The sequence below is a fragment of the Aeromonas sp. Marseille-Q5825 genome, from assembly GCF_946892685.1.
Lineage (GTDB): Bacteria > Pseudomonadota > Gammaproteobacteria > Enterobacterales > Aeromonadaceae > Aeromonas > Aeromonas rivipollensis.
The window spans coordinates 969,590-983,767 of sequence record NZ_CAMPOU010000001.1; the positions used below are offsets into that span (position 1 = coordinate 969,590).

The following is a 14,178-nucleotide window of genomic DNA, read 5'->3' on the forward strand; positions in this document are numbered from 1 at the left end:
GAGGGCACCTTATTTGACGGCCAGCAGGGAGCGGAAGCCGCCGCTGCGCACCACCAGGATGAGCACGGGGGCGCCGATCAGCGCCAGAATGACGCCGTTGGGCAGCTCGAACGGCTGCAGCAGCCAGCGCGCCAGTATGTCGGCACCGAGCAGGAACAGCACCCCGAACAGGGCGGAGAAGCGCACCTGGATGGCCAGGCGCACCGGCTCCACCAGGCGGGCGCAGTAGGCGGCGAGGAAGCCGACGAAGCCGATGGGACCGGCGATGGCGATGGCGCAGGCGGTGAACAGGGTGGCGGCCAGCAGCACGCCGATGCGCACCCGGGTCGGCCGTATGCCGAGCGCCTGGGCCTGGTTGTCCCCCATCTGCATCAGGGTGAGCTGGCGGCAGAGCGCCAGGGTCATCAGCAATCCTGCCAAGGCAAACGGCATGACGGTGAGCACGGCATCGAGATCCGAGGCGGCAAGGGATCCCAGGTTCCAGAAGCGGAACTGCTCCAGCACTACCCGGTTGGAGAGCAGCAGGAAGTTGGAGAGGCCGCCGAAGGTGGCGGAGAGGGCGACCCCCACCAGGATGAGCTTGAGGGGGTTGGAGCGCCCCACCATGAGGCCGAGACCCAGCACTATGAGGTTGCCGAGCAGGGCACCCATGCCGGACCAGAGCAGGTAACCGTAGGCGGATTCGACGCCAAACCAGGTCAGGCCTATCACCAGGGCGAACACGGCGCCGGCGTTGACCCCGAGCAGGCCGGGTTCGGCCAGGGGATTGCGGGTGGCGCTCTGCAGCATGGAGGCCGCCAGCGCGAGACAGACGCCCACCACCAGGGCCGCCAGGGTGCGGGGCAGGCGCAGGGTATTGACTATCATGGCGAGTTTTTCATCGGCCACCAGGGCGGGATCGCCCAGCAGGAAACCGGCGACCTCGCGGCCACCATAGACACCGGCGCCTGTGGCCAGTGACAGAGAAATCAGCAGTAAGAGGAGCAGCACTCCGAGCCAGAACAGCTGAGCTTGGTATCTGAGCACGCAACAACTCCTTTGAAAGGGGGCAGTAGAAACGCAAAAAGGGAGCCCCGATCTCGGGGCTCCCGCAGGGAGAGCTTACAGCTTGTAATCTACGCCAGCGTAGACGGTGCGTCCTTCCAGGATGAAGTCGGCGTCGGTGGCCACCTCATCACGCTTGGTGTTGGTGAGGTTGGTGATGCCGAGCTTGAAGTCCAGCGCCGGGGTGACAGTCCAGTTGGTGTTGACGTCCAGGGTCTGGTAGTGCTTGGAGGTGAACGCCTGGGAGTTGCGGGCCGGGACCTTGATCACCTGGCTGCCGACATATTGCCAGGCCAGGTTGGCGCTGACGAGCTCGCTCGCCTGCCAGTCCAGACCGAGGTTGCCGGTGTGATCCGGGGTCTTGGCCAGATCGTCCCCTGTGCTCCTGTCCACTGAGTCCAGCAGGGTGAAGTTGCCGGTCAGTGTCACGTTGTCCAGCACGTCAACCCAGCCGGTCAGCTCCAGACCCTTGATGCGGGCCTCCTTGACGTTGAGGTAGGTCATCACGGTCGGACGGTAGCCCGGGCCCCACTGATCGCTCTGGATCAGATCCTCGATCTCGTTGTGGAAGCCGGTCACCCCGGCGCCGAAGCGCGCGGACTCGTAGGCGGTGCCCAGCTCATAGCTGACGGCGGTTTCCGGCTTCAGATCCGGGTTGCCGATGACCTGGCAGGCGCCGCGGCAGGCGGTGGTGGAGAAGCCTTCGCTGGACTGGGCCAGGGTCGGGGCCTTGAACGCCTTGCCGGCGCCACCCTTGATCACCCACTCGTCGGTCAGGGTGTAGAGGGCATAGGCGCGCGGGCTGAACTCGGTGCCATAGGTCTCGTGGTGATCCAGACGACCGGAGAGGGTCAGGGCCAGATCGCCGAAGCCGAATTCATCCTGCAGGTAGACGGCGCTCTGGGTCGCATCCACGCTGCCATTGGCGATGTTGCGGCTGTGCTCCAGCTCTGTCTTGCGCAGCTCGGCGCCTGAGGTGAGCAGGTGATCACCCAGGTAACCGCTGACCTGACCGTCAACCGTGTTGTTGGTCTGGGTGACATCCGCGGCGCCGCCATTGAGCTGGGAGTCATCCATCAGATCGATTTGTTCGAAGTAGTAACGAGCGCGGCTGTCGAAGTGCTCCCAACGGCCGTTGTGGGTCAGCCCCAGGCTCAGGCGATCCAGATTCTGCACGTTGTGGGGGGTGGCCGGTGCGGTCGGTGCGCGGGGCACGTTGTTGAAGTAGCTGTCCATGTCGTTCTGGTTGTAACCCAGATCGAAGTCGATGTCCTGGTTGTCTGCCACCAGCCACTTCAGGCTGGTCAGCACGTTGACCACTTCCCGTTTTTCCAGGGCATCGGCGTCCGGGTTGTTGGACTGATCGCTCTTCCAGTTGTCGCGCTGATAGCCTTCCACCACCACGTTGCCCAGCAGCTTGTTGTCGATCAGGGCGCCGGAAACATAGGCGCTGGCCTGGTTGGCATCACCGCCATCACCCTCGGTGGGCATGCTGTGGGTGTAACCGACGGCGGCCTCTGTCTTCTCCTTGGCCTGGCGCAGGATCACGTTGACTACGCCGCCCAGAGCATCAGCCCCGTACAGGGAGGAGACGGGGCCACGGATCACCTCGATGCGCTCGATGGCGGCCATGGGGATGGAGCTCAAGTCGAAGTCGTTGCCGTAGGCGCTGCCCAGGGTCTCGCGGGCGTTGACCCGTTTGCCGTTGATCAGCAGCAGGGTGTAGTCACCCCCCATGCCGCGGATCTTGATCTCGTTGCGGCCGGTGGGGTTGGTGGAGACTATGTTGACCCCCGGCACGTGCTTGAGGGCATCGCCGATGTTGTTGACGTTCATCTTGTCCAGATCGGCACGGGTCACCACCGAGACGCTGGCCGGGGCGGACAGCTCGGTGTGCTTGGTCTGGGTGGCGGTGACCACCATGGTCTCGTTGGCCTTGACCGACTCTGCCTGGGCCAGGCCCGGTACGGCCAGCAGGCCGAGGGAGAGCAAAATCGGGTTCAAACGAAATACGCCATGCTGCAACTGCATTGTCAAAACTCCATGAATAAACAGAGGTTATGGGGTAGGGCGCTGTGGGCCCAAATGCTCACTGACTTCCTTGTCTGGCAGTACCAGAGGCAGGATTATTGTTATCTCTTGTCCGCTCCAGTCCCCGGATGAGGAACCAGACGCCGGCGCAGGCCAGCAGGCCGCAGCCGATGTTGATCCAGGCCAGGGTGGAGAAACCGTGCAGGGCGCCCCCCGCATCGGAGACCAGGTATCTGGCCGAAAGCAGGCTGCCGACCCCGGCCGCCACATTGGTGACGGTGCCCTGGAAGGACATGAAGGCGGCGCGCTGATGGGGGGCCGGAATGGCCGCCGTGACAGCTAGGGTGGTGCTGGCGCGGGCCGAGCTCAGGGCCATGAAGAGGGTAAACAGCAGGTAGACGGGCAGGCCGAGCGGCATGGCGAAGCCGAGCAGGGTGACCAGGGCCAGCAACAGGCTGGTGAGCAGTATGGCGCCCTGGGCACGACCCTGGTCTATCCAGCCGCCGCACAGGCGCATGGTGGCCATGCTCGCGAGGCCGCCGCACAGATAGAGGGCGGCGATCTGTTCCCGCGGGAAACCTAGGTTGAACTGGAAGTAGTTGGCAAAGTGCGGGATCAGCAGGAAGTGGCCGAACATCTGCAGGCAGAGGATGCACAGAGCCCCCTGACAGAGCGGCGAGCCCAGCAACTGGCGCAGCCCCTGGCCTTGCGGGGCTCGAGTCACCGGCAGTGAGGGCAGCAGCCGGGCGCAGAGCAGGGCCAGCAGCAGGCCGCTCGCACCAAACAGCAGGAAGGGGCTCTGCCAGCCGAGCCACTGGGCGAGCACCAGGGCGACGGGCACGATCAGGATGGCGGCAAGTGAAAACGCCATCCCCACGTAGGCGAGGCGGCGTCCGCGATCGCTTGGGGGCACCAGATCCAGCACGGCGGCCATCAGGATGGCGGCAAGGGGCCCTGCCACGCAGCCGGACAGGATGAAGATCACCAGCAGTTGCTGACTGTCTTGCACCAAGGCGCAGGCCATCAGCAGCAGAAAACGCAGGGTGAGCAGCACCAGCAGGGCGGGCTTGCGATTGACTCGATCGAGCCAGGGGGCGGCCAGGAGCCCCATCAGGGCGGCGCCCAGGGTGGCGCCGCCGCTGAAGTAACCGGTCTGCTCCGGGGCCATGCCGAGGCTTGTCACCAGGTCCGGCCCGAGGGGCATCACCATCATCATGCTGCCCATGGAGAGCATGTTGATCAGCAAGGCCAGATGGATGGCTGCAGGGGAGGAGACGACAGGTTCTGGCTTCATCAGAGGCTGACTCGAAAAAATGAGTCCGAATTGTATCCGAGGGATATTGTTGTGACAACAAATGATAACCATTTTTATTTGTATTGAGTGGTCTCTCAATGAGTCTTTTCTTTGGGCTCGAAAACGAGCCGGATAAGGACCTTCATGACTCCGTCATGGGCCCGGCAGTTTTGCCCCTTGCCATTGCAATCGGGGCGCCATGGCCCATGATGGCAAGGAGTGATGAGAGAGACGCCATGAGAGACGGCAAAAGGGACGGCAAAAGGGACGGCAAGAGGGAGACGAGGATGAGAGCTTGGTGTTGGGTGCTCGGGTGCTGCGTGCTTTGGGCCTTGCCCCTGCGGGCCGAGGTGAAGGTCATACCGGTGTTTGAGGCAGAAGGGATGGTGCAGACCCTCAAGGAGCTATACCCCGAGCTTGGGGTCAGTGCCATGGGCAACCAGCTGGTGCTGAGCGGTACTCCCGACCAACTGCAGGAGGCCGAGAGGGTGCTGGATCAGCTCAACCAGCCGCCCCAGAGCCTGCTTATCGAGTGGCGGGTGGCGGGGGCGTCCAGCAGCCGGCAGGCGGGGATAGGCATCGGCAATGACAACGCCAAGCGGCAGTGGCTGCTGGAGGGGGGCGCTGAGGATTACCAGCGCACCCAGCAGGACAACTGGCAGGTGCGCGGCCTCTCGGGGCGGCCCGTGCTGCTGCAAATGGGTTCCTATCAGCCGGTCACCTTCTATCGCTGGCAGGGGGGTCGGGTGGTGGGCATGATGCCGCTGATAAGCGGCCTCTACGCCACCGCCACCCTGATAGGGGACAGGGTACAGATAGCGCTCAGCAGCGAGCAGGCCAGACTGGAGCGCGGCGACATCAAGACCGGGCAGAGCGCCACCGAGGTGAGCGGCGCCCCGGGGCAGTGGCTGACGGTGGGGGAACTCTCCACCAGTCAGGGGGGTCAGGGGGCCGCGCTGTCCAATCCTTCACAGGTCGGGGTGGCGAGCGGCAGTGAACGCCAGACCCTGCAGATCCGGGTCACCCGTCAATGAGGCGGACGACGGCGGCCATTAATGGGGTTGATCCTGGGTGTAATCCCGCAACTGACGGCTCTTGAGCAGATACCAGAGCGCCCAGAGGCTGGCGACCAGCACCAGGGCGGTGGGCCAGCTAAATGACCACTTTTGCAGATTGAGGCTGTGCAACTGCATCAGCAGACCGCTCGCGGTGGAGCAGAGCAACAGGCCCCGGCTGTGGCGTCTGAGCCAGGCGCGCAGGCTGTTAGTCTGCTGATAGGTGCCGCCAAAGGCGAGCAGTGCCAGCATGGCGGGCACGTCCGTCAGCAGGCTGATGTAGAGGCTCATCTTGTCCGGGTAGAAGAGGGTCAGGATGGCGCTGCCGCTCTCCCGGGTGACGCCGGCCATCAGAAACAGCCAGACCGAGCGGGTCAGCAAGAGGGCGATGGGCCAGAACCAGAGCGGCGGGCGCAGTTGGCCGTGATCGTCATATCGATGTTCGGGGTAGAGGGTCATAAGGCCCGTTCCGGGGTTGAACTATAGATGCAGGGGATATGGGGCGGGGGGCGGCCCTTTGCAAGGCGGGGGAATTAATCGGGGGGCCAGTGCCCCCCAATCTCTGCTTGGCTTGTCTGATGCCGGATGGCGTTACAGCCAGCCCTTGCGCTTGAAGAAGAGGCCGGTGCCGAGCGACGACATCACCATCAGCACCAGGGACATCTGATAGCCGTATTCCCAGGCGAGCTCCGGCATGCGGCCGAAGTTCATGCCGTAGATGCTGGCGATCAGGGTGGGGGGCAGGAAGATCACCGCGGCCACCGAGAAGATCTTGATCACCTTGTTCTGCTCCAGATTGGTCACCCCCATGGAGGCCTCCAGCTGGAAGTTGATCTTGTCGAACAGGAACTGGGTGTGGGGCAAGAGGGACTCCACATCGTGCAGCATCTCGTCGATCCACTTGTTCTGCTCCCCTGTCATCCGCTGGCGCAGGCTGCGTTTCAGAAAGCGCAGGGCTCGGCGGGTATCGTGCAGGGAGAGACGGATCTGGCCGTTGGCCTCTTCCTGGGCCATCAGCTCCTTGAGCATGGAGTTGATCTGATCCGGCTCGAAGATCTGATCGGCGGTGTTCTCCAGGGTCTTGTAGCCATCTTCGATGAGGTCCGAGAGGTACTCCACCTTGAGGTTCTGCACCTCCAGCAGGATGTCGAGGGCGTTCTCCACCTCCAGCCTGTCCTGACGCATGTAGTGGCGCAGCAGGCGCACCAGGCCGATGTCATCCTCGCGAATGCTGATCAGCAGGTTGTTGCGCAGGGTAAAGGAGACGTGGACACCCTTGGTGTCGCGGCCGATCCGCTGGGGGAACAGGGAGTGGATGTGCAGACCATCTGTGTCCCAGTAGAAACGGGCGGAGGCCTCGATGTCGTCCAGCTCTTCCTTGTCGGGCACCTCTTCCAGGAAGAGGCCCGTCAACCATTCTCGCTCCGCCGTGTCCGGCTTGTAGGCATCCAGCCAGACGGTGTTGTCGGGGACTATGTCGTCCGGCCCGAGCGTGACTATGTCCAGCACCTTGTTATTGAGAATGTAGGCGGTGATCATCTGTCCCCCCTTAAGAAGTCGTGGGTAATCAGGGATGGTTGCACAGGTTCATGCGGCCCTAGATCGCACAGAAAGCGATCCCATGAAATAGCATAACGAGGCCGATGGACAACCTGAATGCGGCGAACTATACAGGGGCGGGCCCCGCTTGTCAGGGGCTATTCATCGGGGGTTCAGCCTGTTTGCTCAAAAAAACGGCGAGGTCGGAGCAGCTGCCGGCATCCCGTTACCGCTTTAAAGAATGCGCTGCCTCGCCTCCCCGGGACTGGGCATCTTTGGCGTTTCCAGACTCAGATCTGGGCCGCACTGGTCACATATTTGGGTAGTTGGGGCCAGAGCCTCCCTGGGGCGGTGTCCAGACGATGTTCTGGGGCTGAGCATCCTTGATGTCACAGGTCCGTTTGCCTATCTCACATATTGGGATAGTTGGGGCCGGATCCTCCCTGAGGCGGGGTCCAGGCGATGTTCTGGGGCTGCGCATCCTTGATGTCACAGGCCCGTTTGCCTATCTCACATATTGGGGTAGTTGGGGCCGGAGCCTCCCTGAGGCGGGGTCCAGGCGATGTTCTGGGGCTGAGCATCCTTGATGTTGCAGGTCCTTGCATCATCACATATTGGGGTAGTTGGGACCCGAGCCTCCCTGGGGCGGGGTCCAGACGATGTTCTGGGGCTGAGCATCCTTGATGTCATACATCCGTTTGCCCATCTCACATATTGGGATAGTTGGGGCCGGAGCCTCCCTGGGGTGGCGTCCAGACGATATTCTGGCTGGGATCCTTGATGTCGCAGGTCTTGCAGTGGATGCAGTTGGCCGCGTTGATCTGCAAACGGGGCTGCTGCTCTGCGTTCTGGGTCTCGGCCTCAATGATCTCAAAGACCCCGGCCGGGCAGTAGCGCTGGGCGGGCTCCGCCCAGGTGGGCAGGTTGACAGTCACCGGAATGCGCTCGTCCTGCAACTTGAGGTGGCAGGGCTGATCCTCGTCGTGGCTGGTGTTGGCCAGATACACCGAAGAGAGCTTGTCAAAGCTGAGCCGCCCGTCCGGCTTGGGGTAGTCGATGGGCTGGCAGCGGCTGGCCAGGCGCAGTTGGCGGTAGTCCGGCTCCTTGTCCAGCAGGGTAAAAGGAGAGGCGCGGGCAAACAGCCGCTGCTCCAGCCAGTTGAAGGCGCCGCCTAGCCAGGGGCCGAAGCGGTGCAGGGCGGCGCCGAAGTTGCGGGCCGCGATCAACTCCCGGGCCAGCCAGCTCTGTTGCAGCGCATCGCCATACTCGGCGAGATCCCGCCCGCCCTCATCGCCGCCGCGCAGGCTCATGGCGACAGTGCCGGCCGCCAGCATGCCGGACTTCATGGCGGTGTGAATGCCCTTGATGCGGGAGAAATCCAGGGTGCCTGCATCGCAGCCGATGAGCAGGCCGCCGGGGAAATGCATGCGTGGCAATGAGTGCCAGCCCCCCTTGGTGATGGCCCGGGCGCCGTAGCTGATGCGCTCCCCCCCCTGCAATGTTGCGGTGATGAGAGGGTGGTGCTTGAGGCGCTGGAACTCGTCGAAGGGGCTGAGCCAGGGATTCTGGTAGTTGAGATCGACGATGAGGCCCACCGCCACCTGATTATCCGCCAGATGATAGAGATAAAAGCCCCCCTGACTCTTGCTGCCCCGCTGCTCCCCGAGCGGCCAGCCGCTGCCGTGCAGCACGCGGCCGGGATGAGACTGGCTGGCGGGCACCTGCCACAGCTCCTTGAAGCCGATGGCATAGTGCTGGGGTTGGTGCTGGGGCTGGGCGGTGTTTTCCAGATGGAATTGGGCGATCAGCTGCTTGCCGAGGTGGCCGCGGGCCCCCTCGGCGAACAGGGTGTAGCGACCATAGAGCGCCATGCCGGGCACGTGATCCGCCTTGGGGTTGCCCTCTTTGTCGAGACCCAGATCCCCTGTTACCACCCCTCTTATCCTGCTCTCTTCCACTATGAGTTCGCTCGCCGCGAAGCCGGGGTAGATCTCGACCCCGAGCGCCTCGGCCTCCCGGGCGAGCCAGCGGCAGAGGTTGCCGAGGCTGATGATGTGGCAGCCGTCGTTGTGCATCCGCGGCGGCACCGTCCAGTTGGGCAGTTGCAGGGCGCGCGACGCGCTTTGCAGCAGATGGACCTGATCATCCGTAACCGGTACGCCGAGGGGCGCCTCTTGCCAGCGCGCCGGCAGCAGCTCCTTGAGGGCAACGGGATCGAGCAGGGCGCCGGAGAGCAGATGGGCGCCCACTTCCGCCCCCTTCTCCAGCAGGCAGACCGAGAGATCCGGGGCCTGCTGCTTCAATGCGATGGCGGCACTGAGGCCAGCCGGGCCGCCACCGACGATGACGACATCAAATTCCATTGCTTCGCGTTCCATCTTGCCTCTGCGCTCGACTTGGCCTAGGGTAATGCTGGTAGTTTACGTAAACGTAAACCATTTTGTCAGCATAAAAGTGTGAGAGTGCAAAATGGATTCACTCAACCGATACGAGGGATGACCGCCATGAAGCTGCTGGTCGCTGTCAAACGGGTCGTTGATTTCAACGTCAAGATCCGGGTCAAGAGCGATGGCTCCGATGTGGAGCTCGCCAATGTGAAGATGGGCATCAACCCGTTTTGTGAGATCGCGGTGGAGGAGGGGGTGAGGCTGCGCGAAGCCGGGGTGGCCACCGAGCTGGTGGTGGTGACCCTGGGCCCCGAGGCGGCGGCCGAACAGCTGCGCCATGCCCTGGCGCTGGGGGCGGATCGGGCCCTGCACTATGTCACCGACGAGACCCTGACCCCGCTCACCGTGGCCCGCGCCCTGCAAAAGGTGTGCGAGCGGGAGCAGCCCAGCCTGGTGCTGCTCGGCAAGCAGTCCATCGACTCTGACAACAACCAGGTCGGCCAGATGCTCTCGGCCCTCTGCGACTGGCCGCTCGCCACCTTCGCCTCCGCCATCAAGCTGGTGGAGGGGGAGCTGCAGGTGACCCGCGAGATAGACGGTGGTCTCGAGACCCTCGGTATGGGGCTGCCCGCCGTGGTGACGGTGGACCTGCGGCTGAACGAGCCTCGCTTCGCGTCGCTGCCCAACATCATGAAGGCCAAGCGCAAGCCGATTGAGATCGCCCCCTTTGCGGCCCTTGGGGTCGAGCCTGCCGGTCAGACCCGGCTGCTCGGGGTGATGGCGCCAGCCCCCCGGCGCGCCGGCATCAGGGTGGGCTCGGTGGACGAGCTGCTGGACAGGCTCAAGCACGAAGCCAAGGTGATCCCATGAACGCATGCAGGGTCACGGCCTATCTCGCGCGCCGGCTGGCTGCCGCCAGCCGGCGCGTTGGCGAACAGACAGGAACAACAACGGACGACATCAAGGTGCAGCCATGAGCGTACTCATTATTGCCGAACATCATCAGGGCCAGCTGGCGGACAGCGCCGCCCGTCTGGTCACGGCGGCGACCCGGCTCGACGCCGAGGTCCACCTGCTGCTGCTGGGCCAGGGGCTGGCGGAGGCGGGGGAGCAGGCGGCCTCCTTGCAGGGAGTCACCCGGGTGCTGCTGGCCGAACACCCCATGCTGGCGGAAGGGCTCAATGACGGTATCGATCGGCTGCTGACTCCCGTGGTGCGGGATTATCAGCACTGCCTGATGGCGGCGAGCAGCCACGGCAAGGATCTGCTGCCACGGGTGGCGGCCAGGCTGGGGGTGGAGATGATCTCCGAGGTGACGGACATAGAGGGGCCCGATACCTTCCTGCGCCCCCTCTATGCGGGCAACGCCATTGCCCGGGTGGCGAGCACGGCGCCCGTCAAGGTGCTCAGCATACGGGCATCGGCCTTCCCTTGCGCCGAGATCGGGGGGGCTGAGGCCAGGGTCGAGCACCTTCCCGTCCCCGAGCTGGCCTGCCGCACCCGGCTCATCGAGCGGCGTGCGGTGCGATCCGCACGGCCCGAGCTCGGCGCGGCGCGGGTGGTGGTCTCGGGGGGGCGGGCGCTCGGCTCCAAGGCGCAGTTTGCCCTGATTGACGCCCTGGCCGACAAGCTGGGGGCCGCGGTCGGGGCCTCTCGGGCCGCGGTGGATGCGGGTTTTGTCGCCAACGATCTGCAGGTGGGCCAGACCGGCAAGATAGTGGCCCCCGAGCTCTACATCGCCATCGGCATCTCGGGGGCCATCCAGCACCTGGCGGGGATGAAGGAGTCCAAGGTGATAGTCGCCATCAACAAGGACCCGGAAGCCCCCATCTTCCAGGTGGCGGACTATGGCCTGGTGGGAGATCTCTTCACCCTGCTGCCGGAGCTCACCGCCAAGCTGTAAATTTGCCAAAAAGGGGCACAGAAAGCCGTCTGTGCTGTCTCGCCCCCGTTTCCATGCATGTTCTCTGCAAGCCCTGGCCCGTTCAGGGCTTTTTTCATCATGGCCTGAGCCGGGGCGGGCGACAAAAGGTTGAGCCAGCTCCCAAAAAGCCTTTGATCCTGGGGCGGCTCTTGTGTAAAACCAGACAAGTCATCGATCACTCTCATCCATTCACGGAAAGCGTCATGAGCAAACAGATTTACAACTTCTGCGCCGGCCCCGCCATGTTGCCGGTTGAAGTCATGGAGCGCGCCCAGCGCGAATTTTGTAATTTCCAGGGGCTGGGAGCCTCGGTCATGGAGCTCTCCCATCGCGGCAAGCCCTATATGGCGGTCGCCGAGAAGGCCGAAGCCGATCTGCGCGACTTGCTGGCGGTGCCGGACAACTACAAGGTGTTGTTCATGCACGGTGGCGGTCGCGGCCAGTTCTCTGCCGTGCCCATGAACCTGCTCGGCGGCGCCAATAAAAAGGCCGATTACCTGCTGACCGGCGTCTGGGCCCAGAGCGCCGTGGATGAGGCCCAGAAATACGGGGACATCCAGACCTTCAAGGGGGTGGCGAAGAACGAGCAGGGGATAAGCCACCTGCTGCCGACCCCGGCGTTTCGCGCCGATGCGGCCTATGTGCACTACTGCCCGAACGAAACCATCGATGGCATAGAGATGTTCGACATCCCGGCCACCGGCGATGTGCCCCTGGTGGCGGATCTCTCCTCCACCATCCTCTCCCGTCCCATCGACGTGAGCCGCTTCGGCATCCTCTACGCCGGTGCCCAGAAGAACATAGGCCCGTCCGGTCTGGCTATCGCCATAGTGCGGGACGACCTGCTGAACCAGGCGAGAGCCGACGTGCCCTCGATCTTTGACTACCAGCTCACCGCCAAGAACGACTCCATGTTCAACACCCCCCCCACCTACGCCTGGTATCTGGCCGGCCTGGTGTTCGAGTGGCTCAAAGAACAGGGCGGGCTGGAGGCGATGGAGGCGCGCAACAAGGCGAAGGCCGACTTCCTCTACGGCTACCTCGACGACTCCAGCTTCTACGGCAACAAGGTGGACCTGGCCTGCCGCTCCCGCATGAACGTGCCCTTCCAGCTCAAGAACGAGGCCCTGGACAAGCAGTTCCTGGCCGAGTCGGAAGCCGCCGGTCTGCTGGCGCTCAAGGGGCACCGCATCGTCGGCGGCATGCGTGCCAGCCTCTACAACGCCATGCCGCTGGAAGGGGTCAAGGCCCTGGTGAGCTTTATGGATGGTTTTGCCAAGCGCCACGGTTGAGCCGCCGCTCACGCGCTGGCTGCGACGCCGTGATCAAGGCTCATGTGCTGCGCGGAACCTCATTGATGGGTATCAACTCCGGTTCCTGTGCTGCGCTTCACCTTGTTGACGACCTCTCGCGACAGAGCGTGAACAGCCAGGGTATTGCCGTTGATGCAAGGCGCCGGGGACTCCCCGGCGTCTGTTTTTCCAGAAGATCCTGACCGCCAGCCCGGTTGCCCCGGTTTTGTGCCACAGACGGTCTTGCCGCGCGGGGCGTGGGCTGTTAACGTCCGGTCAGGTGATTTACTTGAGATTGTACAGGAAGTCTATGAATTCGTTGCGTTTGGAACCCATTTCTAGCGTGGCCGGGGTGGTCAATCTGCCTGGCTCCAAAAGTGTCTCTAACCGTGCCCTGCTGCTGGCAGCACTGGCACGGGGCACTACCCGGCTGACCAACCTGCTCGACAGCGATGACATCCGCCACATGCTGGCGGCGCTGACCCAGCTCGGGGTCAAGTACAAGCTCTCCGCCGACAAGACAGAGTGCACCGTGCATGGCCTGGGTCGCAGCTTTGCGGTATCGGCACCGGTCAACCTCTTCCTCGGCAACGCCGGCACCGCCATGCGCCCGCTCTGCGCCGCGCTCTGTCTGGGCTCCGGTGAGTACATGCTGGGGGGCGAACCGCGCATGGAAGAGCGTCCCATCGGTCATCTGGTGGATGCCCTGCGGGAAGCGGGCGCCCATATCCAGTACCTGAAAAAAGATGGCTATCCGCCCCTGGTGGTGGATGCCAAGGGTCTGTGGGGCGGCGACGTGCACGTCGACGGCTCCGTCTCCAGCCAGTTCCTGACCGCCTTCCTGATGGCGGCCCCCATGGCGGCCGGCGACACCCGCATCCACATCAAGGGGGAGCTGGTCTCCAAGCCCTACATCGACATCACACTGCACATCATGAAGCAGTTTGGTGTGGTCATCGAGCACGACGACTACAAGGTGTTCTACATCAAGGGTAACCAGACCTATGTCAGCCCCGGCGACTTCCTGGTGGAAGGGGATGCCTCCAGCGCCTCCTACTTCCTCGCGGCAGGCGCCATCAAGGGCAAGGTGCGGGTCACCGGCATCGGCAAGCACAGCATCCAGGGGGACATCCACTTCGCCGACGTGCTGGAGAAGATGGGCGCCCGCATCACCTGGGGCGACGACTTCATCGAGGCCGAGCAGGCACCTCTGCACGGCGTCGACATGGACATGAACCACATCCCGGATGCGGCCATGACCATAGCCGTCGCGGCGCTGTTTGCGAAGGGGCCCACCGCCATTCGCAACATCTACAACTGGCGTGTGAAGGAGACGGATCGCCTGCACGCCATGGCGACCGAGCTGCGCAAGCTGGGCGTGGAAGTGGAGGAGGGGCACGACTTCATCGCCGTCACCCCGCCGGAGCAGCTCAAGCACGCCGAGATCGATACCTACAACGATCACCGCATCGCCATGTGCTTCTCCCTGGTGGCGCTGTCCGATACCGCGGTCACCATCAATGATCCGGGTTGTACCTCCAAGACCTTCCCGGACTACTTCACCAAGCTGGCCAGCATCAGCCAGGCTTAAGTCCGTCGGGCCCGCCTTGTG

At 63.7% G+C, this 14,178-nt stretch carries 13 protein-coding genes and 1 pseudogene; 5 read left to right on the forward strand and 9 right to left on the reverse strand.

Annotated elements, in window-relative coordinates:
• Positions 1 to 9: 9 nt before the first annotated feature.
• The 3 genes from OC537_RS04525 to OC537_RS04535 all read right to left on the reverse strand — a co-directional run bounded on the left by OC537_RS04525 (position 10) and on the right by OC537_RS04535 (position 4,369).
• Positions 10 to 1,026, reverse strand: coding sequence for an amonabactin ABC transporter permease subunit 2 (locus tag OC537_RS04525; RefSeq protein ID WP_262109795.1), 1,017 nt, complete (start codon positions 1,024 to 1,026; stop codon positions 10 to 12).
• Between the two features lie 75 nt (positions 1,027 to 1,101).
• Entirely contained in the window at positions 1,102 to 3,075 is a 1,974-nt protein-coding gene (locus tag OC537_RS04530; RefSeq protein WP_262109797.1) for a siderophore amonabactin TonB-dependent receptor, read from the reverse strand.
• Between the two features lie 58 nt (positions 3,076 to 3,133).
• Complete coding sequence (locus OC537_RS04535; RefSeq protein WP_262109800.1) at positions 3,134 to 4,369, reverse strand: MFS transporter; 1,236 nt, start codon at positions 4,367 to 4,369, stop codon at positions 3,134 to 3,136.
• Positions 4,370 to 4,656: 287 nt separating this feature from the next.
• Between OC537_RS04535 and OC537_RS04540 the strand changes: the two genes are divergently transcribed.
• Positions 4,657 to 5,403 carry a hypothetical protein gene (locus OC537_RS04540; RefSeq protein WP_262109802.1) on the forward strand — a complete coding sequence of 249 codons (747 nt, stop codon included), beginning with the start codon at positions 4,657 to 4,659 and terminating at the stop codon, positions 5,401 to 5,403.
• A gap of 18 nt (positions 5,404 to 5,421) precedes the next feature.
• Here OC537_RS04540 and OC537_RS04545 read toward each other — a convergent pair whose 3' ends face one another.
• The 6 genes and pseudogenes from OC537_RS04545 to OC537_RS04555 all read right to left on the reverse strand — a co-directional run bounded on the left by OC537_RS04545 (position 5,422) and on the right by OC537_RS04555 (position 9,341).
• Complete coding sequence (locus OC537_RS04545) at positions 5,422 to 5,883, reverse strand: DUF2919 domain-containing protein (RefSeq protein ID WP_262109804.1); 462 nt, start codon at positions 5,881 to 5,883, stop codon at positions 5,422 to 5,424.
• A 132-nt stretch (positions 5,884 to 6,015) separates the two neighbouring features.
• Complete coding sequence (gene corA / locus OC537_RS04550; protein ID WP_005332981.1) at positions 6,016 to 6,963, reverse strand: magnesium/cobalt transporter CorA; 948 nt, start codon at positions 6,961 to 6,963, stop codon at positions 6,016 to 6,018.
• Between the two features lie 310 nt (positions 6,964 to 7,273).
• A pseudogene (locus tag OC537_RS20650) lies at positions 7,274 to 7,363 on the reverse strand (4Fe-4S dicluster domain-containing protein); the annotation flags it as partial.
• Between the two features lie 10 nt (positions 7,364 to 7,373).
• Positions 7,374 to 7,544, reverse strand: coding sequence for a 4Fe-4S dicluster domain-containing protein (locus OC537_RS20655; RefSeq protein WP_410050457.1), 171 nt, complete (start codon positions 7,542 to 7,544; stop codon positions 7,374 to 7,376).
• A complete protein-coding gene (locus OC537_RS20660) occupies positions 7,474 to 7,653 on the reverse strand; it encodes a 4Fe-4S dicluster domain-containing protein (protein WP_410050458.1) in 180 nt (59 codons plus the stop codon). Before OC537_RS20660 ends, OC537_RS20655 begins: the two co-directional genes overlap by 71 nt.
• A 17-nt stretch (positions 7,654 to 7,670) precedes the next feature.
• Positions 7,671 to 9,341 carry an electron transfer flavoprotein-ubiquinone oxidoreductase gene (locus OC537_RS04555; RefSeq protein WP_262109806.1) on the reverse strand — a complete coding sequence of 557 codons (1,671 nt, stop codon included), beginning with the start codon at positions 9,339 to 9,341 and terminating at the stop codon, positions 7,671 to 7,673.
• A 126-nt stretch (positions 9,342 to 9,467) separates the two neighbouring features.
• On the opposite strand from OC537_RS04555, the gene OC537_RS04560 reads away from it, so the two are divergent.
• The 4 genes from OC537_RS04560 to aroA all read left to right on the forward strand — a co-directional run bounded on the left by OC537_RS04560 (position 9,468) and on the right by aroA (position 14,157).
• Positions 9,468 to 10,220 (forward strand): electron transfer flavoprotein subunit beta/FixA family protein, encoded by a 753-nt coding sequence (locus tag OC537_RS04560; RefSeq protein WP_262109808.1) that lies wholly within the window; start codon positions 9,468 to 9,470, stop codon positions 10,218 to 10,220.
• A 103-nt stretch (positions 10,221 to 10,323) separates the two neighbouring features.
• Positions 10,324 to 11,253 carry an electron transfer flavoprotein subunit alpha/FixB family protein gene (locus tag OC537_RS04565; protein WP_262109810.1) on the forward strand — a complete coding sequence of 310 codons (930 nt, stop codon included), beginning with the start codon at positions 10,324 to 10,326 and terminating at the stop codon, positions 11,251 to 11,253.
• A 224-nt stretch (positions 11,254 to 11,477) separates the two neighbouring features.
• A complete protein-coding gene (gene serC / locus OC537_RS04570; protein ID WP_262109817.1) occupies positions 11,478 to 12,566 on the forward strand; it encodes a 3-phosphoserine/phosphohydroxythreonine transaminase in 1,089 nt (362 codons plus the stop codon).
• Between the two features lie 310 nt (positions 12,567 to 12,876).
• Positions 12,877 to 14,157 carry a 3-phosphoshikimate 1-carboxyvinyltransferase gene (gene aroA / locus OC537_RS04575; protein ID WP_025326697.1) on the forward strand — a complete coding sequence of 427 codons (1,281 nt, stop codon included), beginning with the start codon at positions 12,877 to 12,879 and terminating at the stop codon, positions 14,155 to 14,157.
• The last annotated feature ends 21 nt before the right edge of the window (positions 14,158 to 14,178 follow it).

Excerpts from the sequence above, each read along its gene's own strand:
- OC537_RS04530 (WP_262109797.1), bottom strand. The coding sequence starts at position 3,075 with ATGCAGTTGCAGCATGGCGTATTTCGTTTGAACCCGATTTTGCTCTCC.
- OC537_RS04535 (WP_262109800.1), bottom strand. The coding sequence starts at position 4,369 with ATGAAGCCAGAACCTGTCGTCTCCTCCCCTGCAGCCATCCATCTGGCC.
- OC537_RS04540 (WP_262109802.1), top strand. The coding sequence starts at position 4,657 with ATGAGAGCTTGGTGTTGGGTGCTCGGGTGCTGCGTGCTTTGGGCCTTG.
- OC537_RS04545 (WP_262109804.1), bottom strand. The coding sequence starts at position 5,883 with ATGACCCTCTACCCCGAACATCGATATGACGATCACGGCCAACTGCGC.
- corA (WP_005332981.1), bottom strand. The coding sequence starts at position 6,963 with ATGATCACCGCCTACATTCTCAATAACAAGGTGCTGGACATAGTCACG.
- OC537_RS20655 (WP_410050457.1), bottom strand. The coding sequence starts at position 7,544 with ATGCTCAGCCCCAGAACATCGCCTGGACCCCGCCTCAGGGAGGCTCCG.
- OC537_RS20660 (WP_410050458.1), bottom strand. The coding sequence starts at position 7,653 with ATGACATCAAGGATGCTCAGCCCCAGAACATCGTCTGGACCCCGCCCC.
- OC537_RS04555 (WP_262109806.1), bottom strand. The coding sequence starts at position 9,341 with ATGGAACGCGAAGCAATGGAATTTGATGTCGTCATCGTCGGTGGCGGC.
- OC537_RS04560 (WP_262109808.1), top strand. The coding sequence starts at position 9,468 with ATGAAGCTGCTGGTCGCTGTCAAACGGGTCGTTGATTTCAACGTCAAG.
- OC537_RS04565 (WP_262109810.1), top strand. The coding sequence starts at position 10,324 with ATGAGCGTACTCATTATTGCCGAACATCATCAGGGCCAGCTGGCGGAC.
- serC (WP_262109817.1), top strand. The coding sequence starts at position 11,478 with ATGAGCAAACAGATTTACAACTTCTGCGCCGGCCCCGCCATGTTGCCG.
- aroA (WP_025326697.1), top strand. The coding sequence starts at position 12,877 with ATGAATTCGTTGCGTTTGGAACCCATTTCTAGCGTGGCCGGGGTGGTC.